This window comes from Pseudomonas gingeri (assembly GCF_013386165.1).
GTDB lineage: Bacteria > Pseudomonadota > Gammaproteobacteria > Pseudomonadales > Pseudomonadaceae > Aquipseudomonas > Aquipseudomonas gingeri_C.
Window position 1 is genome coordinate 42,078 of sequence record NZ_JACAOS010000028.1, and the last position, 24,868, is coordinate 66,945.

The 24,868-nt window shown below is 61.5% G+C and carries 18 protein-coding genes and 1 pseudogene; 8 read left to right on the top strand and 11 right to left on the bottom strand.

The window, feature by feature from the left end; genetic code table 11:
- Positions 1 to 3: 3 nt before the first annotated feature.
- Both HX866_RS35065 and HX866_RS35070 read left to right on the top strand, forming a co-directional pair.
- A pseudogene (locus tag HX866_RS35065) lies at positions 4 to 759 on the top strand (MCP four helix bundle domain-containing protein); the annotation flags it as partial.
- Complete coding sequence (locus HX866_RS35070) at positions 751 to 1,614, top strand: methyl-accepting chemotaxis protein (RefSeq protein ID WP_442604712.1); 864 nt, start codon at positions 751 to 753, stop codon at positions 1,612 to 1,614. The pseudogene HX866_RS35065 and the gene HX866_RS35070, both read left to right, overlap by 9 nt.
- Positions 1,615 to 1,808: 194 nt before the next feature.
- On the opposite strand, the gene gbcB is transcribed toward HX866_RS35070, so the two are convergent.
- Positions 1,809 to 2,909, bottom strand: coding sequence for a glycine-betaine demethylase subunit GbcB (gene gbcB, locus HX866_RS30755; RefSeq protein ID WP_177099333.1), 1,101 nt, complete (start codon positions 2,907 to 2,909; stop codon positions 1,809 to 1,811).
- A gap of 292 nt (positions 2,910 to 3,201) precedes the next feature.
- Between gbcB and gbcA the strand changes: the two genes are divergently transcribed.
- Positions 3,202 to 4,497, top strand: a complete 1,296-nt coding sequence (gbcA, locus tag HX866_RS30760; protein WP_177098471.1) for a glycine-betaine demethylase subunit GbcA — start codon at positions 3,202 to 3,204, stop codon at positions 4,495 to 4,497.
- A gap of 140 nt (positions 4,498 to 4,637) precedes the next feature.
- Here the strand turns inward: gbcA and HX866_RS30765 are convergent, their stop codons facing one another.
- From HX866_RS30765 to HX866_RS30775, 3 genes are all read right to left on the bottom strand, one after another.
- The gene (locus HX866_RS30765; protein WP_177141051.1) at positions 4,638 to 5,882 is read right to left on the bottom strand and encodes a metallophosphoesterase family protein; all 1,245 of its coding nucleotides are present in this window, start codon (positions 5,880 to 5,882) and stop codon (positions 4,638 to 4,640) included.
- A 10-nt stretch (positions 5,883 to 5,892) separates the two neighbouring features.
- Positions 5,893 to 7,764 carry a hypothetical protein gene (locus HX866_RS30770; protein ID WP_177141052.1) on the bottom strand — a complete coding sequence of 624 codons (1,872 nt, stop codon included), beginning with the start codon at positions 7,762 to 7,764 and terminating at the stop codon, positions 5,893 to 5,895.
- 201 nt (positions 7,765 to 7,965) lie between these two features.
- Positions 7,966 to 11,418 carry a GMC family oxidoreductase N-terminal domain-containing protein gene (locus tag HX866_RS30775; protein WP_177141053.1) on the bottom strand — a complete coding sequence of 1,151 codons (3,453 nt, stop codon included), beginning with the start codon at positions 11,416 to 11,418 and terminating at the stop codon, positions 7,966 to 7,968.
- A gap of 1,144 nt (positions 11,419 to 12,562) precedes the next feature.
- On the opposite strand from HX866_RS30775, the gene HX866_RS30780 reads away from it, so the two are divergent.
- The gene (locus HX866_RS30780; RefSeq protein ID WP_177141054.1) at positions 12,563 to 13,024 is read left to right on the top strand and encodes a transglycosylase SLT domain-containing protein; all 462 of its coding nucleotides are present in this window, start codon (positions 12,563 to 12,565) and stop codon (positions 13,022 to 13,024) included.
- A 6-nt stretch (positions 13,025 to 13,030) separates the two neighbouring features.
- Here HX866_RS30780 and etfB read toward each other — a convergent pair whose 3' ends face one another.
- The 6 genes from etfB to HX866_RS30810 form a co-directional block, all read right to left on the bottom strand.
- Complete coding sequence (gene etfB / locus HX866_RS30785; protein ID WP_177099342.1) at positions 13,031 to 13,801, bottom strand: electron transfer flavoprotein subunit beta; 771 nt, start codon at positions 13,799 to 13,801, stop codon at positions 13,031 to 13,033.
- Positions 13,802 to 13,816: 15 nt separating this feature from the next.
- The gene (etfA, locus tag HX866_RS30790) at positions 13,817 to 15,037 is read right to left on the bottom strand and encodes an electron transfer flavoprotein subunit alpha (RefSeq protein WP_177141055.1); all 1,221 of its coding nucleotides are present in this window, start codon (positions 15,035 to 15,037) and stop codon (positions 13,817 to 13,819) included.
- A complete protein-coding gene (gene dgcB / locus HX866_RS30795) occupies positions 15,037 to 16,980 on the bottom strand; it encodes a dimethylglycine demethylation protein DgcB (protein ID WP_177141056.1) in 1,944 nt (647 codons plus the stop codon). Before dgcB ends, etfA begins: the two co-directional genes overlap by 1 nt.
- A gap of 273 nt (positions 16,981 to 17,253) precedes the next feature.
- On the bottom strand, positions 17,254 to 19,314 hold the full coding sequence (dgcA, locus tag HX866_RS30800; RefSeq protein WP_177125621.1) for a dimethylglycine demethylation protein DgcA: 2,061 nt from the start codon (positions 19,312 to 19,314) through the stop codon (positions 17,254 to 17,256).
- 15 nt (positions 19,315 to 19,329) lie between these two features.
- Positions 19,330 to 19,860, bottom strand: a complete 531-nt coding sequence (locus tag HX866_RS30805; protein ID WP_121135213.1) for a DUF5943 domain-containing protein — start codon at positions 19,858 to 19,860, stop codon at positions 19,330 to 19,332.
- A 213-nt stretch (positions 19,861 to 20,073) separates the two neighbouring features.
- Positions 20,074 to 21,051 (bottom strand): dipeptidase, encoded by a 978-nt coding sequence (locus HX866_RS30810; RefSeq protein ID WP_177098480.1) that lies wholly within the window; start codon positions 21,049 to 21,051, stop codon positions 20,074 to 20,076.
- A gap of 269 nt (positions 21,052 to 21,320) precedes the next feature.
- Between HX866_RS30810 and HX866_RS30815 the strand changes: the two genes are divergently transcribed.
- The 4 genes from HX866_RS30815 to HX866_RS30830 all read left to right on the top strand — a co-directional run bounded on the left by HX866_RS30815 (position 21,321) and on the right by HX866_RS30830 (position 23,771).
- Entirely contained in the window at positions 21,321 to 21,722 is a 402-nt protein-coding gene (locus HX866_RS30815) for a lysozyme inhibitor LprI family protein (RefSeq protein WP_177141057.1), read from the top strand.
- An 85-nt stretch (positions 21,723 to 21,807) separates the two neighbouring features.
- Entirely contained in the window at positions 21,808 to 22,584 is a 777-nt protein-coding gene (locus HX866_RS30820) for a bestrophin-like domain (protein ID WP_177099346.1), read from the top strand.
- A gap of 85 nt (positions 22,585 to 22,669) precedes the next feature.
- Positions 22,670 to 23,155: a DUF3592 domain-containing protein gene (locus tag HX866_RS30825; protein WP_177098483.1), complete on the top strand. Its 486-nt coding sequence runs from the start codon at positions 22,670 to 22,672 to the stop codon at positions 23,153 to 23,155.
- Positions 23,156 to 23,354: 199 nt separating this feature from the next.
- The gene (locus HX866_RS30830; protein WP_177099350.1) at positions 23,355 to 23,771 is read left to right on the top strand and encodes a DUF3010 family protein; all 417 of its coding nucleotides are present in this window, start codon (positions 23,355 to 23,357) and stop codon (positions 23,769 to 23,771) included.
- A gap of 150 nt (positions 23,772 to 23,921) precedes the next feature.
- Here HX866_RS30830 and HX866_RS30835 read toward each other — a convergent pair whose 3' ends face one another.
- Complete coding sequence (locus HX866_RS30835; protein WP_177098485.1) at positions 23,922 to 24,866, bottom strand: GlxA family transcriptional regulator; 945 nt, start codon at positions 24,864 to 24,866, stop codon at positions 23,922 to 23,924.
- Positions 24,867 to 24,868 lie beyond the last annotated feature (2 nt).

A 24,868-nucleotide genomic window follows, 5' to 3' on the forward strand; every position in this document is an offset into this window, starting at 1 on the left:
AATATGAACATCGCTCCGCGCGCATTCCTCAGCTTCGCCGTGATCGGCGCGCTGATGCTGATCCTGGGGATATTTGCCCTGAACCAGATGAGCAAGATCCGTGGCGCCGCCGAAGAGCTGAGCACCAACAGCGTGCCGAGCATCAGGAGCCTCGACGACCTCACCCAACTGACCCTGCGCCTGCGGGTACTGTCCTATCGCCTGGTGACCAACCGGACGCCCGACGAGCAACAGAAAATCCTCGACCTGTTCACCCAGCGCAACCAGCAGATCGGCAAGGCCCAGGCGATTTACGAAAAGCTGATCACCAGCCCGGAAGAACGTGCGGCCTACGACCGCTATGTACAGGTACTCGGTCAGTACCGTCAGCTTGAAGACCGGATGAAGGGCCTGTCGCGCAACAATCAGGTCACTGAACTGGCGGCCTTGATCAACAGCGAGTTGCTGGCCAACTCCGAGCAGGTCAATACCGTGCTCACCAAGCTGGTGGAGATCAATACCCAGCAGACCGACGACACCCATCAAGACGCCGCCAACCAGTACGCTTCGGCGTTCAACCTGGTGGTGGGTCTGCTGGTGATCGCCACCGGCCTGACCCTCCTGCTCGCCTGGCTGCTGACCAACAGCATCACCCACCCCATCGCCGACGCCCTGAACGCCGCCGAGCAGATCGCCGAAGGCGACCTGACCCGACCGATCAAGGTCGAGGGCAATGACGAAGCCGGTCGCCTGCTGCAGGCCATGGTCAAGATGCAGCAGAAACTGCGCGACACCCTGCAGCGTATTTCCGGTTCGGCCACCCAGTTGGCTTCGGCGGCGGAAGAGCTGAACGCCGTCACCGACGAAAGCGCCCGTGGTCTGGTGCGGCAGAACAACGAGATCGAGCAGGCGGCCACCGCCGTCAATGAAATGACCAGCGCCGTGGAAGAAGTCGCACGCAATGCCGTGAGCACCTCCGAAGCCTCGAAAAATGCCACTGCTTCAGCCGGTGACGGTCGTGACCTGGTCCAGGAAACCGTCGGCGCCATCGAGCGCATGAGCAGCGATGTGCAGGGCACCGCGACGCTGATCGGCAACCTGGCCAAGGAATCCCAGGATATCGGCAAGGTATTGGACGTGATTCGCGGCCTGGCCGACCAGACCAACCTGCTGGCCCTGAACGCGGCGATTGAAGCAGCCCGGGCCGGGGAAGCCGGTCGTGGTTTTGCCGTGGTGGCGGATGAGGTCCGGGCCCTGGCCCATCGCACCCAGCAGTCCACCAGCGAAATCGAACGGATGATCGGCAGCATCCAGGGTGGCACCGAACAGGCGGTGGATTCGATGCGTAACAGCACCGAGCGGGCCGAGTCGACCTTGAATATTGCCAAGGGCGCGGGCTTGGCGCTGGACACCATCAACACGGCCATCGTCGAGATCAACGAGCGTAATCTGGTGATCGCCAGTGCGGCGGAGGAACAGGCTCAGGTGGCCCGTGAGGTGGATCGTAACCTGGTGAATATCCGTGATCTGTCGGTGCAATCGGCGACCGGGGCGAACCAGACCAGCGCGGCGAGCAATGAGCTGTCGCGCCTGGCAGTGGATTTGAACAGCATGGTGGCGCGGTTCAGCCTCTAAAGGCAGACGAATACCCACCTGTGGCGAGCGGGCTTGCCCGCGCTGGGGCGCGAAGCGCCCCTAAAACCAGCGACCGCGTTTTGGCTGAGGGAACAGGGAAACAGGTTTTGGGGCTGCTACGCAGCCCAACGCGGGCAAGCCCGCTCGCCACATTAAATATCTCGCGACGCAGCAGAGTTCCGCCCAAGGGCAGATCAGTACTCGATCCGCACATCACCCTTCGGCACGCTGCAGCACGACAGGATATAACCCTCGGCCACATCGTCGTCGGTGATCCCGCCGTTGTGCTCCATCTCCACTTCGCCGCCCAGCTTGAGTACCTTGCAGGTCCCGCAGATGCCCATGCCGCAGGCCTTGGGAATCATCAGGCCAAGCTTGGCCGCTGCCGCATGCACGGTTTCTCCCGGCGCCACACGAATGCTCTTCCCAGTCGCGGTGAACTCCACCTGATGCAGGTCCGCGGCATCCACTTCCGGCGCCTCGGCGGCCTGTTCGGCCTGCTCCACCGCATCGGCACGGGCTTCCGGCGGCGTCGCGCCAAACGATTCCTCGTGGTAACGGCTCATATCGAACCCGGCCGCTTCCAGCAGGCGCTTGACCGCACTCATGTAAGGCGTCGGGCCGCAGCAGAAGACCTCGCGCTCAAGGAAGTCCGGGGTCATCAACTCCAGCATCTTGTGGTTCAGGTAGCCGCGATAACCGGCCCAAGGCTCGCCCAGGCCGTGCTTCTCACAAATCAGGTGCAGGCTGAAGTTGTCGATCCGCGACGCCATATGCTCCAGCTCGCGGTGATAGATGATGTCTTTCGGCGAACGGGCGCTGTGGATAAACACCATGTCGACATTCGCGTTGGTGTCGTAGAACCAGCGGGCCATGGACATCACCGGCGTAATACCGACGCCACCACTCAGGTACAGCACTTTCGGGCTCGGGAAGTCGATGGCGTTGAACAAGCCCACCGGCCCGTGCACCGCCAGCTCCTGGCCTTCGTGCAAGGTGTCGTGCAACCAGTTCGAGACCTTGCCACCCGGCACGCGCTTGATGGTCACGGAAAAGCTGTAAGGCACCGACGGCGAGCTGGAAATGGTGTAGGAGCGCATGATCGGCTGGCCTTCGATTTCCAGCTCCAGGGTGACAAACTGCCCCGGCTTGAAAAAGAACATGATCGGCTGGTCAGCCATGAAGCAGAAGGTGCGGACATCCCAGGTTTCCTGGATGACTTTCACGCAGCGCACGATATGCCGACCATTGGCCCAGGTCTGGGTTGTTACCGGATTGAGGAAGTTGTTCGACATATTGTTCTCCACCGCCGACTGTCGGCTCTATGTTGGCGATTCTGCGCAAGGGTCGATGCGACCATTTACCTATCCGCGACATTGGCATGCTTATCGCGACCAGCCCACAACGACCGGGGCTTGCGCGTCGGGAACGGATTCGGCCATGTCGCCCATGGATAAGGTTCATGTCGCTACCAGTCGCACACTCCATCGCAAATGATCCACAGCATTCTTGTCTTGCGTCGCAACCGTATCAGCCGTATCAGCCACTATTCGCCGGCCACACCGCATGGCCATGAGGACTAAATCGATGGACGTCACCGCAACCCTGAGCCTGGGCGATCCGCTGGAACCCGCACGCAAGGCCACCGCGCAAATGCTGCAAGAGCGCGAGCGCACCTATTCCCTGCCGCAACCGTTCTACTCCGATGAGCGGCTGTACGAAATCGATATGCAGGAAATCTTCCAGAAAGAGTGGTTGATCGCCGGCATGACCTGCGAAATCCCGGCCAAGGGCAACTACATCACCCTGCAGATCGGCAAAAACCCGATCATCGTGATTCGCGGCGCCGATGGCGTGGTCCACGCTTTCCACAACGTCTGCCGCCACCGTGGTTCGCGTTTGTGCACCAGCGACAAGGGCAAGGTCGCCAAGCTGGTCTGCCACTACCACCAGTGGACCTATGAACTGGATGGCCGCCTGCTGTTCGCCGGCACCGAGATGGGCGCCGACTTCGACATGAAGCAATACGGCCTCAAGCCGGTGCACGTGAAGGCTTCCGGTGGCTACATTTTCATCAGCCTGGCGCAGACCCCGCCGCCGATCGACGAGTTCCTGGCGACTCTGAATCACTACATGGAACCCTACGACATGGAAAACACCAAGGTGGCGGTGCAAACCACCTTGATGGAGAAGGCCAACTGGAAGCTGGTGCTGGAGAACAACCGCGAGTGCTACCACTGCGGCGGCTCCCACCCGGAACTGCTGAAAACCCTGCTGGAATGGGACGACGTCACCGACCCGCGGGCCGACCAGAAATTCAAGGACCACGTAGCCGAATGCACCGTGGCCTGGGAAGCCGAGAAGATCCCTTACGCCCACGCCAGCTTCGGCCTGCGTAACCGTATCGTGCGCATGCCGCTGCTCAAGGGCACCGTGTCCATGACCATGGACGGCCAGCAGGGCTGCAAGAAGCTGATGGGCCGGATCAAGAACCCGGACCTGGGTTCGATGCGCATCCTTCACCTGCCGCACTCGTGGAACCACTGCATGGGCGACCACATCATCGTGTTCACCGTGTGGCCGATCAGCGCCCAGGAAACCATGGTCACCACCAAGTGGCTGGTGCACAAGGATGCGGTCGAAGGCGTCGACTATGACGTGGCGCGCATGCGTGAAGTCTGGGATGCGACCAACGACCAGGACCGTCGCCTGGCCGAAGAGAACCAGCGCGGTATCAACTCCACGGCGTACCAGCCGGGCCCGTACTCGAAAACCTATGAGTTTGGCGTGGTCAACTTCGTCGATTGGTACAGCGAGCGGCTGCTGAGCAACCTGGGAGCCGAGCCTGCGCCGTACCTCAAAGGCGTACCGGTTCACGGCTGACGGGAGTCATTGCGGCTGAAACCGCTATCGCCAGCAAGCCGGCGCCTACAGTCTTGTGTCGTTCGCCCGATCATGGAACGACACAAGACTAATGTAGGAGCCGGCTTGCTGGCGATGGCGTCGGCACAATCAACATCTCTCTAGCTATGCGACGCCCACCGCACCGTCCCATCCTCGCCAATAAACTCCTCGATAATATTCTCTCCGCTTAGCCGCACCTTGACGTACCCATTGAGCACCCGCTCCGGGTATTCGTCGTCCATGGCATTCTTGAATTCGGAAAACAGCACCCGCTCATTGCCGTCCAGCTCGCTGGTCACGCCATAGGGAATCGCCCCATGCCCGGCACAGCGCGCCCGCAACCCGCCCTGCTCGGCGTAAACGATACCGTTATGCAGATGCCCCCAGTACCAGTAATCCGGCACCCGGCCCAGGGCGTCACACACCGGTTGATACAGCGTGGTCTGGTTTTCCCCACTGATATCGAAACCCTGGTGATGACTGAGCACCATCAACTTCCGGCCCTTGGGCAAGCTCTTCATCCAGTCGATCTGCTGCTGGTTCAGGGTGCCGTCCATATAGAGACCGAGCGGCGCGGAGGCATAGGCCGAATCCAGCCCGACAATCAGCCAGTGATCGTTGTACAAGGCAAAGTAGCTGGTGCCCTGCTGCACCGGGAAACGTGAGTTGAGTTCCGCGAAATAGCCATGGGCACCGCTGTACATCTCGTGGTTGGAGTTGAGGGTGAAGGCGCCGTGCTTGCCCATCGGCCAACCGGCCATGTCGACATCCTCCTCGGAACCGGTGCCGGCGTAGTAGACATCCCCCAGGTGAATGGTGAAATCAGCCTGGGCCAGTTGCATCTGGTTGGCGACATTGACCGCCGGGGCATGGCTTTCAAAGGGCCCGGTGCCCCAGTCGCCGGCAATCGCCAAAGTCACCTCGTTGTCGATCATCATCACCATCGGCGTGGTACCGAAGGCGGCATGGCGTCGCAGGTTTTCGATCCACTTGATCAGCGCCTCGCTCCACAGCAGGTCCAGCAACTCCCACTTGCGACAGCCCAGCAACGTACCGTCCTTGAGGACCCGGGTCGGCAATTGCGACTCCGAGGTCGGCAAGGCCTTGGCGTTGCCCAGATGCAGGATCGACAGCCCATGGGACAACTCCCACGGCACCGATGGCTCGTCTGTCGGCAGATCGCCATGGTCCAGCACGTACTGGGCCTGGTCGTGCCCACGTTGCAACAACGTCTGGATGGCCTGGAATTCCTCGGGTTCGATATCACTGATGAGTTTTTTCCAGGACAACTCCATCCGGGCTTTCAGACCGCTGAGGCGGACGCGGATTTTGGCTAATTCATTTTCCAGATGCGACAAGTTCATGGCGGTCTCCCTACAACGTCTTCATGAATTCGATCAGCGCCCATTTCTCGGCGTCGGTCAGTTGGGTCCCGTACAGGTGCCCACTGTTGTGGTTGCCTTCCAGGCGTGTGTCATAACGGAAGTAGGTCGGCGCCTGGACCAATGGGCCGCTGGTGACGAAGCCGACCTTGACCGGGTCGTAGACATCCGAACCGGTGTTGAACACCACAGGCCGTTTATCCGGGCTCTGCAACAGGTCCCACAGGCTCGGCACCGAGCCGTTGTGCAGGTACGGCGCACGCATCCAGACGCCGTCGGTAGGCGTATTGCTGTAGCTCTGGGTCTTGCGATAGGCATTGAAGTCGAAGGGCGGTTTCTTGAAGCCATGGAACGCCTGCACCAGGCCGACGGTGAAGGAATCCAGGCGATGGGAGTCGGTGCCCAGTTGATCGATATTAGTCGTGACCTGGCCGGTATCGGCCTTGCCGAACTCATGACAGCCCGCGCAGTTGTTGTCCCACAGCGGTTTGCCTTGGGCCACCCGCGCCTGGTCCAGGGCGAACGGCCAGGCCGGCGGCTTGGTGCCCAGCAGCCAGTTGGTGACCCGGTTGAAGCTTTCCGGCAACACCGACTGTGGCGTCGCGCCCACGGCCATGGCCGCCGCGTAGTTGCGCTCGTGGATATCGTTGTTGTTGCCGTCCCAGTGCAGGTACAGCGACTCCCGTGGTTTCTGGTTCCAGATCTGCGGCAGGTCGACGGTGCCGATGGTCGAGTCGTCCGGGAAACCGAAGACCACCATCTTGGTCGGGTTGAAGGTGTCGGTGCGCCCCGGGCCTTGTGCCGGCCGCAGTTTCTGCCAGGCGTAGGCCTGTTTCTGCTTGAGCAGCGCGGTCTTGGCCATGGGAATGATCAGGTAGCGGTTGTACAGGCGCTCGAAGAAGCCCAACTGGAACTTGGCGTTGATCGCCGTCATCACCGCATCGGTGGTGAATTTCGGGTCGCTGGCGCAATCGTAGGCAAACCACTGGAACGCTTGCAGTTGCAGGGTATTGGCCGGCGCCGTGGCGATCGGCTTGGCGACATCGCTCGGCGAAGCCCGGTAGGAGCCGGTGTGGCACAAGGCGCAGTTGGGCTCCACGGTCGGGTAGCCGATCTGCCGCTTGGCCATGCCGATGGGCAGGTCGCGACCGTTTTCATAGAGAAAGCCGAACGCATCCCAACCGGCGCCGGGCTTGGGCATTTTTTCCGGGCACATCTGCGGCAGCACGGCAAACAGGTAGTAGGGAATCCGCGCCTCGATGCCCAGGCCGATGGCGGCGTATTTGAAGTGGTCTTCGTCGGAGGCGAACTTCTCCTCGGGCACCACCCGCAGCATGTTGTACCAAGTTTCATAGCCGATAAAACCCAGCACCAGCAGGGTGATCAGCAGGCCGACCCGGAAGCCGTGGCGATGCCAGCGGGCTTCCCAACCCTGGCACCAGGCATGCCAGCCATCAACCAGCAAGGCCCAGGGCCGGTTGGCCGGTGTGCTGCCCATATAGAGCGTGACGCCCAGGATCAGGAACATGCTCAGGTCGCCGTAGAGCATGGGCACGAACACCGTGGGGGTGCTGCTGGTGTCGATCAGGTAGATCCAGAACGCCACGGCGACCAACCGGCTCAAGACGCATAACCAGGAGTGGATCACGAAGCGCGGGGCATTGAAGCCCGACGGCATGTAGAACAGGCTGATCCCCACCAGCAGCATGCCGGCGTTTTCCAGCCAGGGGTCCGAGAGCACCGGCGGCAGGCCGACCACCGAGGTCAGCAGCGCCGGAGCAAACAAGGCAGGCAGTGCGAACACCATGTTCATCACGATGCCTATCCAGATAAAGCGTTGAAACCAGCGGATGTAATTGTCCATATCACCCTTCCTTGTTATGCAGGAGCACCCGTTCTGCGGCCAACGGCGTCTTATTTGTGGCGAGCGGGCTTGCCCGCGCTCGGCTGCGGAGCAGTCGCAAAACCGGCCGCCGCGGTCTATCTGATGTACCGAGTCCGCAGGTTTTAGGGCCGCTTCGCGCCCCAGCGCGGGCAAGCCCGCTCGCCACAGGTATCGCGACCATCAGGAAGACGCGGTTTTCTCCAGGTGCTCCAGGATCAGTGGATACACATCGACCACCGCGTTCTTGCCGAACATGCAGTCGATATGGCCGTAGCCCGGCACCACATGGCGGCTGAACAGCTCGGGGCCATGCAGGTCGACCAGCCGGTCGTAGGTCTTCTCGGTACTTTCCGGCAAGTAACACTGGTTGTCGGCACCGCTGATAAAGCAGATCGGCAATTGCAGCCGGCTGAAATGCGGCATGTAGACATCATTGCCCTTGAAGTCCACCAGATGCCCCTTGCGACAGATCAGCGCCAGGTGCTCGAAGGTCTGGATATTCGACTCGCCGAACAGTTCGTGGAGGTTGTCGTGCAGGGTTTCATTGAGGGTGTCGTGACGGTACAGCGAGGCATACATGAAGGTGATCCGGTGGCAGACCGGGTTGGTGCAATAGCCCTGGGCTTCGATCCGCGCATAGACGTTGAGGGCCTTGTCATAGAGCTTGTTGAACCAGCCCTCCTTGCTGTCGGCATAGGCGGTCAGCGACTTGATGCCTACCGCATCCAGCGCCCCCGGCAGGTGCAGGCCGGCCTTGATCCCGGTCGCCGTGGCCACCACCGTGTCTGCGGCAATCTGTGAACAGACCACCGAGCGCACCCCCTGCAACCCTGCCAGCATTGACATGAAGAACGTCGTGGCGCCGTAGCAATGCACCACGCATTGCACGTCCAGGGCGCCGGTGGCCTGGCGGATCTGCGCAATGGCCGCCTTGTAGTCATACTGGGCGATCTGGTCGCCGTTCCACTCGTGCTTGCTCGCCGGCAGCAGGATGCTGACGCGGAAATCCAGGAGCCAGACGTCGTAGTCGTGCTTGCACAGGTACTCCAGCAGGTTGGTCTGGATGGTGTCGGTGGAGAAGATATTCGAACCCACGCCCAGCCCGTGTACCAGCATCACCGGGCCTTTGTCACCCGCCTGGTAACGGGTCAGGCGCAGCTGCACCTTGTCCTCGGTCTCGAAGAAATGCACGCTCGGCGCCGGCGCATCCAGCGGCCGCTTGTGCCGGGGTGGCGCGTCCGGGTTGAAGTAGATATCGCCGGCAAACACCCCGCCGTAGCTTTCCCAGAGAATCCCGGCGAAGAACTTGCCGAAACGCGCCAGGGCTTCGATCCGCTCGCGTTCATTGCGCGCATTGAGCACCTTCATGGTGGTCATCTGCTTGGCGAAGTCGGCCGGTTTGATATGCATGACCCCGGAGCCGATCACCGCGCCGGTCTTGTCCGGCCCCTGATAGAGCGTGACGTAGAGGGTGCTGGTGTCCGGCCAGATATTCAGCACGCCGTTGTCCTCGGGCACGGTCTTGAAGGCGCTGAAGTAATAGTCGCGACCATCCTCGGCGGTCAGTTTCATGTCGTAGTTCATATGGCGCACGCCGACCTGCTCCTGAAACTGCTCGAACAGGTTGAACACGCCGTTGCTGGCCGTCAGCGGATAAGGCGAAAGCGCTGGAGCATTGAGGGTGCCGACCAGGGTCGCGGCATGCTCCGGCTCCTTGATCAGGCGATTGAGGTCATTGCCGGTAATGGTCAGGGTGAACTCGATAGGTGAGTTCTGCGCCTCACCGGCCTTGGCGGCCGCCTGGTAGAGCGCCAGGTCGGTGCCCTGGGGCTGGGTGAAATCCCTGGAAAAATAACCCTTCATGGTTTCAGTGAACTGCACCCCCAGGGTCGGCGGCGCCACCGGTTTGCGCGGTGCCGACGGCAGGCGGTAGTCGATGACCCAGCCACGATCAGCGGCCAGCAGGCCCATATTGCGCTCGCTCACCGCCGAGATGGTCAGCAGCGGGTTGACCGCCAGCGAGGTCGGAATCACCGCCCCATCGGTCACATACAGCCCCGGATAGACCGCGTCGCCAGAGGCTCCGCTGAACACCTGGCCCTTGTGGTTGACCACGCCCTGCGCGGCGTCCTCACCCATCACGCAGCCGCCCAGCGGGTGCACCGAGACGATGCTGTGCTTGAGCAGCTTGGTCCAGATAGGGTTCGGCACCCAGACCCCGCCCAAGGCCTTGGTCGATTGATGCAGGCGTTCGTTGCCGAGCTTGAAGTTTTCCTGTTCGCCCACCCCCGGCCAGTCGATGCGCAGCTGATCCTTGTCATCCAGCAGCATGCGCCCCTTGCCATCGTCATGGCTCATGATCAGGTAGGTCTGCATATTGTGCAGCGCGCCGTAATACGGGCCGCGCACAAAACTTTCGAGCTCGCGGGCCTTGTAATGCAGTTCGGCGCTGACGCCCTTGTCGGTGGCCTCGCCGATCATCCCGGCAAACCCGGCCATGGCCGGCACCATCGGCCGTCCCAGCGCTCCCGGGATCGAGCCCTCCTCGATCACCATGCGGCTGCGCCAGTCGCCTTCGGTACGCATGTCGATGACCGAGGTGATGCACGGCCCGACCGGCTCCATCTCCTTGGCCGGGTGGGCGCCGAAACCGATGCCGTTGATGGTCTGTTCGCAGTTGTGGCCGAAACCGAGGATATCGCCGTTGCCGCTCATGTTTTCGCCGAGCTGGTCGGACATCGGCACACCCTTGCTGCGCGAGCGCAGGAGGATTTCCGTGGAGCCCAGGGTGCCGGCGGAGACCACCACGATGTTGGCTTTGACAAACAACGTCGGTGCCGAGAATTTTTCCCTGCCGCTGTCCAGGTACTGGAAGTGCACGATCCAGCCGTCACCGTCACGCTCCAGGTGCCGCACTTCGGCCTGGCAGAAAATCTCCGCGCCGTGGTTCCAGGCATCCGGCAAGTAGTTCATCAAGGTGGTGTTCTTGGCCTTGTTGTTACAGCCCGAGACGCAGTCGCCGCACTGGTTGCACGGCAGTTGTTCGACACCGACATGGTTGAGGTTGTTGGGCAGCTTGTCGAAGGTCACGTTGATCGGCGGCGTGTAGAAATGCGCTTTTTCCTCGAGGTAATCCGCCGACTTGCGATTGGCGTCCAGCTTCGGCAGTTTCGGTCCGGAGGCCGGATAAGGGTTGGGCTTGAGCATTTCCCGGGCTCGCGCATAACCTTCGGCGAGCAGCGTGTCACGGTGTTCACGGACCGCCTGGGGCCAGCGCGGGTCATCGAAAACCCCCGGCTCCGGTTCCAGGGACACGTTGGCATTGATCAGCGAGGTGCCGCCCAGGCCGCAGCCGACCACCACGTTCTGCTGGGCATTGACGTGCAAGTCGAACAAGCCGGTGCGCGAACCGATATGGCCGTCCGGATCATGGACCTGCAACTCCTCCGTCGCCGCGATCATGGTGTTGGGGTATTCCCCCGGCTGCATCTCGCGCCCGCGCTCCAGCAGGCAGACACTTTTCCCGGCACGGGCCAGTCGCGAGGCAGCAATACCACCGCCGTAGCCGGAGCCGATCACGATGACGTCGTAGCGTTCCTTGATCTCACTGATGGATGTCGAAATCCGTGTCATGGTTATTTCCTCTATCAGGCTAGGTCGGGCAACTCTGCGGTTACCGCTACAGGGGGCAGACGGTGATGCAACAGGCGAACGCGCACGCGGGTTCTCAGACCAGCTGGGCATGCGGACGAAAAACAGGACGGGCGCACAGGCGCCAGGTCAGGCGCTATAGGCGCGCACGCTGGTTGGTGGCATGGCGATGAATGCGCCTGGGCACCAGGGCACAGGCTTTGACCACGACATTGAAGGTCGGGAGTGACGGTGGACGTTGGTATGGCTGGCGACCCATCGAGCGTTCTCCCTGAAGCTGATGTGGATGCGAATAAGGTTGTGTCCTTGTGCCATGAGTGAAGTCTTTGCACCGGGGGGTGTCAATAAACACCCTTAGAACTGTATGAAATTTGATCTATAACGTTATGGGCTATAAGAACCGGGGCTTACAGACCTTAACGAACAACTTATCCACAGAGCCACCCACAGCAAATGTGGGCAAGTCACGGTTTATGCACCGGCTGCCACACTGAAATCTGAATAAAATCCGTGACTTATTCAGAAAGGCCTGTTCAGGCGGACTTTGATCACTTTTTAACCTAATCCTTGTAAACCACGTATTTAAAGGCCTGTAGAGGACCGCGAACACCTTATCCACAGAAAGGCCAACAGACTTTGTGTGCAAGTCGGGCATTTTTCCAGGCGTCTGTGGAAAACCGCTGAAAGCCGCGAGATATGAAGCTTTCAGGCCAATCAAATAGCGCAAAAGCTCAATTTGAGTGTTTTTTGATCAAACCTATGTAAGCCATATAAAACAAGGCCCGCAGAGGACAGCAAACATCTTATCCACACATACGCCAACAGACTTTGTTAACAACTCGAGGTTCGAGGAAAACCTTCCAACGTCCTTATCCACATAAAAACTCGAATAAAAACCGTCGGTTAGGCTGATCAATTTTCGTACGAAGGGCTACAGGCATTGATTTGCATGGGCTGTGGCGATGCACAAACACCTTATCCACAGGCCGGCCCACAGTCTCTGTGGACACTTGTTCGTGGCATAAGGGGCTGAGGCATCAGACGGCAGGCGAACTACACTCTTTTCACCGCGCGCCATGTTCTTGCAGAGGAGGTGTCTTGGCCCCACGCTTCGCGAGGGAACCCGATGCGTCATTCATACACAACGTGCGTCGCCGTCTACCTGATCATGATCGGTAGCGCCGCAGCCAACTGTTTTCAGGACGCAGGCGAGCGTTATCACATTGACCCGCTGTTGCTCTACGCCATCGCCCAGGTCGAATCGGGCATGAACCCGGCGGCACTCAACACCAACCGCGACGGCAGCCGGGATATCGGCCTGATGCAGATCAACAGCCGTCATCTGCAACGCCTGGCGGCCTTTGGTATCGACGAACACAAGCTACGCAGCGAGCCGTGTACCAGTGTCATGGTCGGGGCCTGGATTCTGGCGCAGTTTGTTCAACAGTTGGGCTACGGCTGGCAAGCCGTGGGGGCCTACAACGCCGGCACCCTGCAGGAGCAGGGTGACGGGCGCGAGCGTTATGCGTTGCAGGTGTGGCATTACTACCATGAGTTATTGACGCGGTACCGACCGACGCGGCGCTGAACGGCTTCAGCGCAGCACGCCTTCCTCAATCAAAAGTTTGAGAATGGCCTCGGCCCCAGCTTCGGCACTGACGCCCTTGAGCACTTGCCCACCGCCGCCACTGGCCTTGGCCGTCGCCGCCTTCATCCGGTCGGCGCCGCTCTTGGCCTTGATCACCTTCAAGCGCTTGGGCCGTGGCTTGGCCGGTTGTAGCAAGGCGCCTGTGAATAACTCATCCTCAAGCACCTCCACTTCGTCGGCATGCAGCACGCCACGTTGCGCCGGGCCGTAGGCGCTTTGCCGTGGCTTGGGCGCAGCGTTATCCACAGTCGCAAGAAACGGCAGGCGGACTTTCAGGCGCCGCCGCTGGCCGCGGGGCAAGGCTTGCAGCACATGGGCTACGCCGCCTTCGATGGACTCGACCTGGGCCAAGCCCACCACCAGCGGCCAACCGAGGTTTTCCGCCAGCAGGAACGGCAGCATGCCCGAGCCTTCGCCGGTTTCCGCCTGGCTGCCGGTGAGCACAAGTTGGGCGCCGGCATCACGCAGATAATCGGTCAGCGCCGGCAGCGCATCGGCCCCGGCCGGCTGTTCCAGCACCCGCAATTCATCCAGGCCCATGCCCAGGTAAGCCCGCAACGCCGGCTCCGAGACATCGCCGGCATGCACCACCTGCAAGTTATCCCCAGCCAGTTGCAAACCCAGCTCCACCGCGCGGGCATCCTGTTCGGCGCGACGGGCGCGGCCGGAGGTGGGGTGGGCGCCGATGGAGACCAGGCTGATTACATTCGTACTCATGACGTCATCCCTACCTTAAGCCGCATCGCGCTTGGCGCCGTTGCGATATGCCGTCACCGCTGCAATCAGGGCACGGAAGATCTCGCTGCTCTCGCCGATCACCGACAGGTCGGCGCGCTTGATCATGTCGCAACCCGGATCGAGGTTGATCGCCACCACCTTGTCGCAGGCACCGATGCCTTGCAGATGCTGGATCGCCCCGGAAATCCCCACGGCCACATAGACCCGTGCGGTCACCCAGGTGCCGCTGGCGCCGACCTGGCGCTCGCGGGCCATGAAACCGTCGTCCACCGCCACCCGCGAAGCGCCTTCGGTCGCGCCCAGGGCGGCGGCGGTCTGGTGGAACAGCGCCCAGTCCTTGACCCCATTGCCGCCGGAGAAAATAAACTCAGCTTCGGCCATGGGAATCGCCGCCGGGTCCACCGCCACCGCACCGAGATCCTCGATACGCGGCAAGCTGCGCACCAGGCTTGTGGATAACTCCACGGGCAAGGCTTCATGGCGGGTTTCGCTGACCGGCTCGGCGCATTCGGCAGCCGCCAGGATCAGGCGTGCCAAAGGTCGCGCCAGGTCCTGCAGACCGGCACCGGCACGGCCGATGCACTCCTCGCCCTTGACCTGCCAGACCCGCGTGGCCGGGCGTTCGCCCAGGCTTGCAGCCAGGCGCCGGCCCAGCTCGCCACCACCGCTGCGGCTGTCCGGCAGCAACCAGTGACGGGGGTTGAACTGGTTATCCACAGCCCGCAGGCCCTGGACCCGTTGCTCGGGTGAATAACCACTGAACTCATTGCCGTCGAGCACCAACAGGCGATCGACGCCGGCGGTTTCGAAAGTCGATTCCTTATGCTCGCCAAAGACCACGGCCAACACCGCGCCGTCCTGGCCCGCCATCTGATGGGCCAGGCCCAGCAGGTCGCGGTCGTGACTGCTCAGGCGCCCGCCGACCATGTCCGGCACCACGCTGATATAGAACGCCGGTTGCAGCACCTGATGCAGCGGCAGTTGCACCTCCACACTGGCCGAACGCTTGGTCGCGCCGCCTTGCTGGGCACCGCTGCGGTCGATGCGCTTGATGCCGTTAGGACCGATAAACCCGACGCCATGGACATTCTTGCGGATCAGGCCGTTAGGCCCCGTCCAGCTCTGTTGCTGCGGTTGCATGGCCGCGTGCAACGGGTGCAGGCGGTTGCGGGCGATCCACTCGGCGCGAGGGTCGCGGCGGATAATGTCGCTCATCAGTGCACCTCCGCAGGTTCACGTTTGACTGGCGATTTACTCGGCGCCGCCTCTTCAAGCAGGGCATCGGCCACCAGTTCGGCCAGGTCCTTGATCAGGGGGCGCGGTTCAACCACGCCTTCGAGCATCGCCGTACATTGCGGACAACCGACGGCCACCAGTTCGGCGCCGGTTTCGCGAATGTCGTCCATGCGCATATCGGGAATCCGCTGCTTGCCGGGAATGTCGGTGATCGGCGCGCCGCCACCGCCGCCACAGCAGCGGGAACGGAAACCGGAACGCTGCATTTCCTTGACCTCGATCCCCAGTGCCCGCAGCACGTCACGCGGCGCTTCATATTCGCCGTTGTAGCGGCCCAGGTAGCACGGATCGTGATAAGTCACGCTGTTGCCTTTGTGCTGCCCGAGGTTCAAGGCACCGGCACCGATCAGTTCGGCCATATAGGTGCTGTGATGCTGTACCAGGTACTCGCCGCCAAAGGCGCCGTATTCGTTTTTCAGCACATGGAAGCTGTGGGGGTCGCAGGTGACGATGCGCTTGAAGCTGTACTTGGCCAGGGTCTGGATATTGCGTTTGGCCAACAGCTGGAAGGTCGCTTCGTCGCCCAGGCGGCGAGCCACATCACCGCTATCGCGTTCTTCCAAGCCGAGTACCGCGAAGTCGACCTTGGCCGCTTTCAGCACTTTGACGAAGGCGCGCAAGGTGCGCTGGTTGCGCATGTCGAACGCACCGTCGCCGACCCAGAACAGCACGTCGGTGGTTTTCTTCTCACCGAGCAGGTCGAGGTTCAGGTCCGCCGCCCAGTTCATCCGCCCACCGGGGGCGAAACCGCCGGGGTTGTCGGTGGCGATCAGGTTTTCCAGGACTTCGGCGCCCTTGTTCGGGGTCGCGCCTTTTTCCAGGGTCAGATGACGACGCATGTCGACGATGGCATCGACGTGCTCGATCATCATCGGACACTCCTCGACGCAGGCCCGGCAAGTGGTGCAGGACCACAGGGTCTCGGCGTCCACCAGGCCGTTGACGATCGGTTGGTGCGGGTTGCCGGCGTGCTCGCCGATGGCTTTGCCTGGGTAAGGGCTGCCGGCGAAGTTTGCGTCGGTGCCGCCGGCCAGGCCGACCACCATGTCCTGGATCAGTTTTTTCGGGTTCAACGGCTGGCCGGCGGCGAACGCCGGGCAGGCGGCTTCACATTTACCGCACTGCACGCAGGCATCGAAGCCCAGCAGTTGGTTCCAGGTGAAGTCCTTGGGTTTTTCCACGCCCAGGGGCGCTTTCGGGTCGCTCAGGTCCAGCGGTTTCAGACCGGTGGAACGGCCGCCGCCGAAGCGTTCGGCGCGACGGTGCCAGGCCAGGTGCAGGGCACCGGCGAAGGCGTGTTTCATCGGGCCGCCCCAGGTCATGCCGAAGAACAGCTCCGACACACCCCACAGCACACCAATGCCGAGAATCACCGCCAGCACCCAGCCGCCGAAGTCTTCCGGGAGGATGCCGGCGACCGGCAGGGTCACCAGGAAGAACGACGCCGAGAAGGCCAGCAGGCTTTTCGGCAGGCGCATCCACGGGCCTTTCGACAGGCGCGACGGCGGGTTGCGGCGACGCAGATAGACGAAGATGGCACCGACGAACATCACCGCCGACATCAGCAACAGCGCATAGCCGAGGATGCGGTTATGCAGGCCGAACCCATGGACCAGAATCGCCAGCACGATGGACGCCACCGCCCCGCCAGCCGTGGCGACGTGGGTGTTGGCGATGTATTTGTCCCGCGCCACCACGTGGTGCAGGTCGACCATGTAGCGCTTGGGCATGGCGAAGAGGCCGCCGAGCAGATCGACTTTCGAGGGTCGACCGCGACGCCACATGGCTACCCGCCGCAGCGCGCCGAGGACGGCAAGGCCCAGGGCGGCAAACAGCAGGATGGGGAGAAGGGTATTCAACATGGTGAAGCTCCCAAAAGACCTCGGGTCTTGCAAGGGTTCATATGCATGCCGATGAGGGCCTTGCACCTACTTGTGGCGAACGCGCTTGTGTGGCGAGGGGGCTTGCCCCCGCTGGGCTGCGAAGCAGCCCCAAACCAGCCAATGCGGTCTGTCAGGAAAAACGCATTGACCGGTTTTACGACTGCTTCGCAGCCGAACGGGGGCAAGCCCCCTCGCCACAACAACCCGCCCACCACAACAAGCCTCCTCACCACAGGTGTGGAGGCCACGCCGTCAGAAATCCTTGCACAGACGCAACGCGTCATAGATCGCCGCGTGGGTGTTGCGCTGGGCCACGCAGTCGCCGATACGGAACAGCAGGTAACCGTCACCCGCCTCGCTCAGCGAAGGCTGCGGCTTGATCGCGAACAGGGCTTCAACATCGATCTGGCCCTTGTTCCGCGAACCTTCCTTGAGCCCGTAGTAGATTTCCTCGTCCGGACGCACGCCGTTCTCCACCACCACCTGATCGACGACCCGCTCTTCCTTGGCCCCGGTGTATTCGTTCTCCAGCACCGCCACCAGCTTGTCGCCCTCGCGATAGACCTTCTCCAGCATCATGTCGCCGGTCATGATCACTTCTTTCGGGTACATGCTGCGGTAGTAAGTCGGGAACGACGTACCGCCAATGGCCACGCCCGGCTTGATATCGTCGGTGACGATTTCCACCTGGCTGCCCTTGTCGGCGAGGAAGTCGGCCACCGACATGCCGGTGAACTCGCAGATGGTGTCGTAGACCAGCACGTTCTTGCCCGGCGCGACCTTGCCATCCAGTACATCCCAGCTGCTGACCACCAGCCCTTCGGCGGCGCCCCAGTGTTCGTTCTGCTCCAGGTTCGGATGCCCGCCGACGGCCAGCACCACGATGTCCGGACGCAGGTCGAGGATAGTCGCGGCATCGGCGGCAGTGCCCAGGCGCAGGTCAACCTTCAGACGCGCCAACTCCAGCTGGAACCAACGGGTGATACCGGCAATCTGGTCACGCTGCGGCGCTTTCGAGGCCGTGGTGATCTGCCCGCCAATGGCGTCCTTCTTCTCGAACAGGGTCACGTCGTGCCCGCGCTCGGCGGCCACCCGTGCAGCCTCCATCCCGGCAGGGCCGGCACCGACAATCACGACCTTGCGCTTGACCCCGGTGGATTTCTCGATGATGTGCGGCACGCCCATGTATTCACGGGAGGTCGCGGCGTTCTGGATGCACAGGACGTCCAGGCCCTGATACTGACGGTCGATGCAGTAGTTGGCACCGACGCATTGCTTGATCTGGTCGATCTGGCCCATCTTGATCTTGGCGATCAGGTGCGGGTCGGCGATATGCGCGCGGGTCATGCCGACCATGTCGACATAACCGCCTTCGAGAATACGGGTCGCCTGGTTCGGGTCCTTGATGTTCTGTGCGTGCAGCACCGGAACCTTGACCACTTCCTTGATCCCGGCCGCCAGGTGCAGGAACGGCTCCGGCGGGTAGCTCATGTTCGGAATCACGTTGGCCAGGGTGTTGTGGGTGTCGCAACCCGAACCGACCACACCGATGAAATCGAGCATGCCGGTATCGTCGTAATACTTGGCGATCTGCTTCATGTCATCGTGGGACAGGCCATCGGGGTGGAACTCATCACCGCAGATACGCATGCCGACGCAGAAGTCGTCGCCGACTTCCTTGCGCACGGCCTTGAGCACTTCCAGGCCGAACTTCATCCGGCCTTCGAAGGTACCGCCCCATTCATCGGTGCGCTTGTTGACCCGCGGGCTCCAGAACTGGTCGATCATGTGCTGGTGCACGGCGGACAGTTCGACGCCATCCAGGCCGCCTTCCTTCGCCCGGCGCGCGGCCTGGGCGTAGTTGCCGATCACCCGCCAGATCTCTTCCGGCTCGATGGTCTTGCAGGTGGCACGGTGCACCGGCTCACGCACGCCCGAGGGCGACATCAGGGTCGGCCAGTTGAAGCCGTCCCAGCGCGAGCGACGGCCCATGTGGGTAATCTGGATCATGATCTTGGCGCCATGCTTGTGCATGGCGTCGGCCAGGTTCTGGAAGTGCGGGATGATGCGGTCGGTGGACAGATTCACCGAGCTCCACCATTCCTGCGGGCTGTCGATCGCCACGACGGACGAACCACCGCAAATCGCCAGGCCGATGCCGCCCTTGGCTTTCTCTTCGTAGTAACGGATATAACGTTCGGTGGTCATCCCGCCGTCGGTGGCATAGACCTCGGCGTGAGCGGTACTGAGCACGCGGTTGCGGATGGTCAGTTTGCCGATCTGGATCGGCTGGAACATTGCTTCGAAAGCCATGGTGCGATCCTCGACTTACAACGGCTTGACGGTAAACAGGCCGTCGTCGTGACCTTCTTCGGAGCCACCGTAGACTTGCTCGGCCACGGTGCGGATCGCGCTGCCGCGTGCCGCCAGGATCTGGTCCATGGCGCCGGCGAACCAGCCGGTGAACATGTAGTCGACCTTGCGCCCGACCTTGCCGTAGACGTAGACGAACGCCGAGTGTTCGAGCTTGACGCTGGCGGTGCCTTGGTCGAGGTCGATGTCCTGGATCTTGAACAGGCCCCAGCCGCGTTGCGACAGGCGCTTCATGTAGTGCTCGAACACCGCGACACCTTCCAGGCCATGGCACTCGGCTTCTTTTTCACACCAGTGCCAGGCGGACTTGTAGCCGGCCTTGTAGAGGATCTCGGCGTAGGCGTCGGCGCCCAGGACTTCTTCGATGCCCATGTGGTTGTTGACGAAGAAGTGCCGTGGCACGTAGAGCATCGGCAGGGCGTCGGAAGTCCAGACACCGGTTTCGCTGTCGACTTCGATAGGCAGTTGCGGGGCGATTTTAGCCATGGGTAACACTCCAGAATTCGTATTGGACGCTTTGCAAAGCTTTGGCTTTGGCTTTAAAAATAAAAAGCAGTGTGAATGCCTTCACAGCCGTAGCGAGCACGTCGAGAGCAAGGAAGGACCGGAGCGAAGAGCGAAGGCCAGTACGAATGTACGGCGAGCTTTTCGCGAGGACCTGACGCAGCTATCGGCGAGCGGAGTAGGCTGTGATGGTATTCACTCGCCCCAGACGTCCTTGAGGACGTTGACCCAGTTTTCGCCCATGATCTTGCGCACCACACGCTCAGGGTGACCGCGCTTGAGCAGGGTCTCGGTGAGGTTCGGGAACTCGCCCACGGTACGGATGCCCAGCGGGTTGATGATCTTGCCGAAACTGGTCAGGCGACGGGCGTAGCCCTTGTCGTGGGTCAGGTATTCGAAGAAGTCCTGGCCATGGCCCTGGGTGAAGTCGGTGCCGATACCGATGGCGTCTTCACCGACGATGTTCATCACGTACTCGATGGCCTCGGCGTAGTCGTCGATGGTCGATTCGATGCCCTTGGCGAGGAACGGCGCAAACATGGTCACGCCAACAAAACCGCCATGGTCGGCAATGAACTTCAGTTCGGCATCGGACTTGTTGCGCGGATGCTCTTTCAGACCCGAAGGCAGGCAGTGGGAGTAGGTCACCGGCTTCTTCGATTCGAGGATGACTTCTTCGCTGGTCTTGGAGCCGACATGGGACAGGTCGCACATGACGCCGACGCGGTTCATTTCGGCGACGATCTCGCGACCGAAGCCTGACAGGCCGCCGTCACGCTCGTAGCAACCGGTGCCCACCAGGTTCTGGGTGTTGTAGCACATCTGCACAATACCGACGCCCAGCTGCTTGAAGATCTCGACATAACCGATCTGGTCTTCGAACGCGTGGGCATTCTGGAAGCCGAAGAGGATGCCGGTCTTGCCCAGCTCCTTGGCCTTGCGAATGTCGGCGGTGGTGCGCACCGGCATCACCAGGTCGCTGTTCTCGCGGATCAGCTTCTGGCTCGAGGCGATGCTGTTGATGGTGGCCTGGAAGCCCTCCCACACCGACACGGTGCAGTTGGCGGCGGTCAACCCACCTTTGCGCATGTCCTCGAACAGTTCGCGGTTCCACTTGGCAATGATCAGCCCGTCGATAACGATGCTGTCGGCGTGCAGTTCGGCTGGGCTCATCAGGCTGTCCCCTATTAGCGATTCACGCGCCGAATCGTCTGCCGGCGCTTTGGGATCAGCATATGCCCAGGGGACCGGAGAGCCGGGTGCAAAAACGACAGGGGAATTGCCGAAAGCGTCAATCCGCGACAAAGCGACGTTGCCGTACGGATTTCCGGCTCGTAGGCTTAAGTACTTGCCCATGTACGACTATTCTTTGACGCGGGCTTGAGACAGAATTGCCCTCCATCGCTCTGCCACCTCTTTTGATCAAGGATCGGGACGCCGTAATGAAATCGATTTTCCTGGCTTTGGTGCTTGTCAGCCTGGGGGCCCACGCGGCCGAAGACGCGGACAACTCGCCCTGCGATGCGGTCGAAAACGACCAGCAGACCCTGGAGTGCGCCACCTACAGCAAGAACACCGCCGAGCAATTGCTCAAGGAAAACTTCGACGCCCTGCTGGACCGGGTCAAGACGCAATACGCCAATGACAAGGCGCAAGCCGCCGACATCAGCGCCAAGCTGCAGGCCGCCCAACAGCTCTGGATCAAGTCGCGGGACGCCGATTGCGCCATCGCGCCGCTGCCGGCCAAGCCCGGAAGCAAGCCCTTCACCATCGACCAGTACGACTGCCTGGCGAGCAAGAGCGACGAACGGTCGGAGTTTCTTGAGTCGATTGCCCAGGAATAATCCGGGCGGCTGTCTACACTGGACCACACCCCGTCCTGAATTGGCTGTACAGGCGAGTCGTTGACGATCATCACAGGATCTTCGCATGCGCTCACTGACAGCCATCCCGTTGTATGCCCTGGCGATTTTCGTCGCCATTATGCTGTTCATTGAAATCGGTCGGCGTATCGGTGATCGCCATCTGGCCCTCGACCCCGAGGGCGCGCGGACCGGAACCAGTGCTATCGAAGGCGCGGTGTTCGGCCTGCTGGCGCTGCTGATCGCCTTTACCTTTTCCGGCGCGGCCACCCGGCTGGACGTCCGACGCAGCCTGATCGTCGAAGAAACCAACGCCATGGGTACTGCCTGGTTACGCCTGGACCTGCTGCCGCCGGCCAACCAACCGGCCCTGCGCCAGGCATTTCGCGACTATGTGGACGCGCGCATCGCCTACTACCAAGACCTCAACGAACTCGATCGTTCCAGCCAGGATGACACCCGGGGCAATGCCTTGCAGTTGGAGATCTGGAAGCAGTCGGTCGCCGCACTGCCGCAGATGCCCACGCCGACGCTGGGCTCCAACCTGCTGCAAGCCCTCAACCAGATGATCGACATCACCACCACCCGTGGCGTGGCCCAGGCAACCCACCCGCCGCTGGTGATCTACCTGATGCTGGTCGCCCTGACCCTGGTCAGCGCCCTGTTCATCGGCTACGACATGGCGGGCACGGCCAGGCGCAACTGGCTGTACAGCCTGGGTTATGCGCTGGTGATGGTCAGCGTGCTGTATGTGATCCTGGATTTCGAGTACCCGCGGATCGGCCTTATCCGCGTCGACTACTTCGACCAGATCATGCTCGACCTGCGCAAAACCATGGACTGAAGGTCTACCCGGGCGACGACATCTGCACAGGCGCCAGACAGCGGCTAGACTGGGAAGTGCACCCACTCATTCAAAAGGAACTTGAATGTACTTCCCCCGAGAAACCGAACGGGACTACCTCTTTACCCGAGGCGTCCTGCTGCTTTTCCTGATTTTCCTGGCCTTTGGCATGGCGGCGTTATCCAAGAGCGGCGGGCTGCTTTATGCCGCCATCAAGGCGGCGCCCCGGGAAGTCACCGGCACCATCACGCAGATCATCGACACCCGTAAAGAGGCGTCCCCGGCGGATATCTACTACGCCTTCGACTACGAACTGGGCAACCGCGGCCAGGGGGTTCACTCCCTGAACGCCCTGGTGACAAACCCTGCGTACCACATCGGCGATCCGGTGCAGGTCGTCTACTCCGACTGGTTCCCGAGCTTTCACAGCCTGAAGAGCGAATTCAGCTTCAAACGCGCGGACTTCTACATTTTCAGCGCCAGTGTGAGCTTGATCGCGTTGTGCCTGTGCCTGCTGTGCTGGAATTACCGGCAGATGGCCAGGTTTCGTGAGGAGGGTGTCTATTACTGATGGCCCCTGCCCGATGATCGCCGCCTCACTGTAGGAGCGAGCTTGCTCGCGATGGCCGCATAGCGGCCGTCATGCAACCGACTCGACCAACCTGGAAGTACACCGGCACAGGTTTGCGACTGCTGCGCAGTCGATCGCGAGCAAGCTCGCTCCTACAGGGAGTAACATTGCGCTCTCCCCACACCGTCCAAGGACTCCAATGACCCTCTGTGGCATCGAAATCAAAGGCAGCGAAGCCATCTTCGCCATCGCCACCTTGCAGGGCAGCACCCTCTCGCACGTGGCCGTCACCATCAAGAAAATCGCCCTGGACGAGGATGACGAGGCCGCCAACGTCAAAGCGTTTGCCGCCCAGGTCAAGGCGTTCGTCCAGGACGCGGGCATTGAGCGCATTGCCATCAAGAAGCGCAGCAAGAAAGGCGAATTCGCCGGTGGGCCGACCACCTTCAAGATCGAAGGGATCTTCCAGTTACTGGAAAACTGCGAAGTGACGCTGCTGTCACCCCAGACCATCAATGCGCAGAACAAGAAGTTCGACTTCGCCCTGCCGGCCACGCTGAACAAGTATCAGCATGAAGCCTATAAGGCAGCCTGTGCGGCGCTGATGAAAAAGTAGGCAAGGCACACTCTGTGGGAGCCGGCTTGCTGGCGATGGGGCCGGTACATTCACCACCTTGTCTGCGCGGCAAATATCGCCATCGCCAGCAAGCCGGCTCCTACAGGATCGCGTTCAATCTTCAAGCCCGGCGCTGCTTCGAAACACCCACTAGGCCTTGATCCCGCGCCGATCCTCCCGCGGACACTGGGCAAACCGCGCCCGGTAGCTGCGGGTGAAATACGACGGCGACTCGAACCCGCTGGCGATGCTTACCTCCAGCACGCTCATGTCCGTCTGGCGCAACAACTGCCGCGCCTTCTCCAGCCGCAAGCCCAGGTAGAAATTGCTCGGCGTGTCCTTGAGATATAGCCGAAACAAACGCTCCAACTGCCGCCGCGTAACCTTGACCGATTCCGCCAGCTCCAGCGTGCTCAACGGCGGCTCCATATGCTGTTCCATCTCGCCGACCACGTGCACCAGCTTCTTGTTGCTGATGCCATACCGCGTGGCGATCTGCATGCGCTGGTGGTCCTTGCGCGGGCGGATCCGCCCCAGCACGAACTGCTCGGACACCTGGATCGCCAGTTCCGGGCCATGGGCCTGACCGATCAGGTCGAGCATCATGTCGATGGACGCAGTACCACCGGCACAGGTGATACGCCGACGGTCGATCTCGAACAATTCCTGGGTCACTTCCAGCTGTGGATAAGACTCCTTGAAGGCCTCCAGCGCTTCCCAGTGCAGCGTCACCCGGTGCCCTTCCAGCAAACCCGCCTCCGCCAACACCACACTGCCCGTGTCGATACCCCCGAGGGTCACGCCCTCATGATCCAGGCGCCGCAGCCAGTGCGCCAACGCCGGGGTGGCGAACTTCAGTGGCTCGAAACCGGCCACCACCAATAAGGTCGCGCCCTTCTTCAAGGGCTCCAGCGCCGCATCGGCGTTGACCGACATGCCATTGCTCGCCAGCACCGCCCCACCATCGGCACTCAACACGTGCCAACGATACAGCTCGCCACGAAAGCGATTGGCCACCCGCAGGGGCTCGATCGCCGAGATAAAACCCATCGCCGAAAAACCCGGCATCAACAAGAAATAGAAATCCTGGGACATGG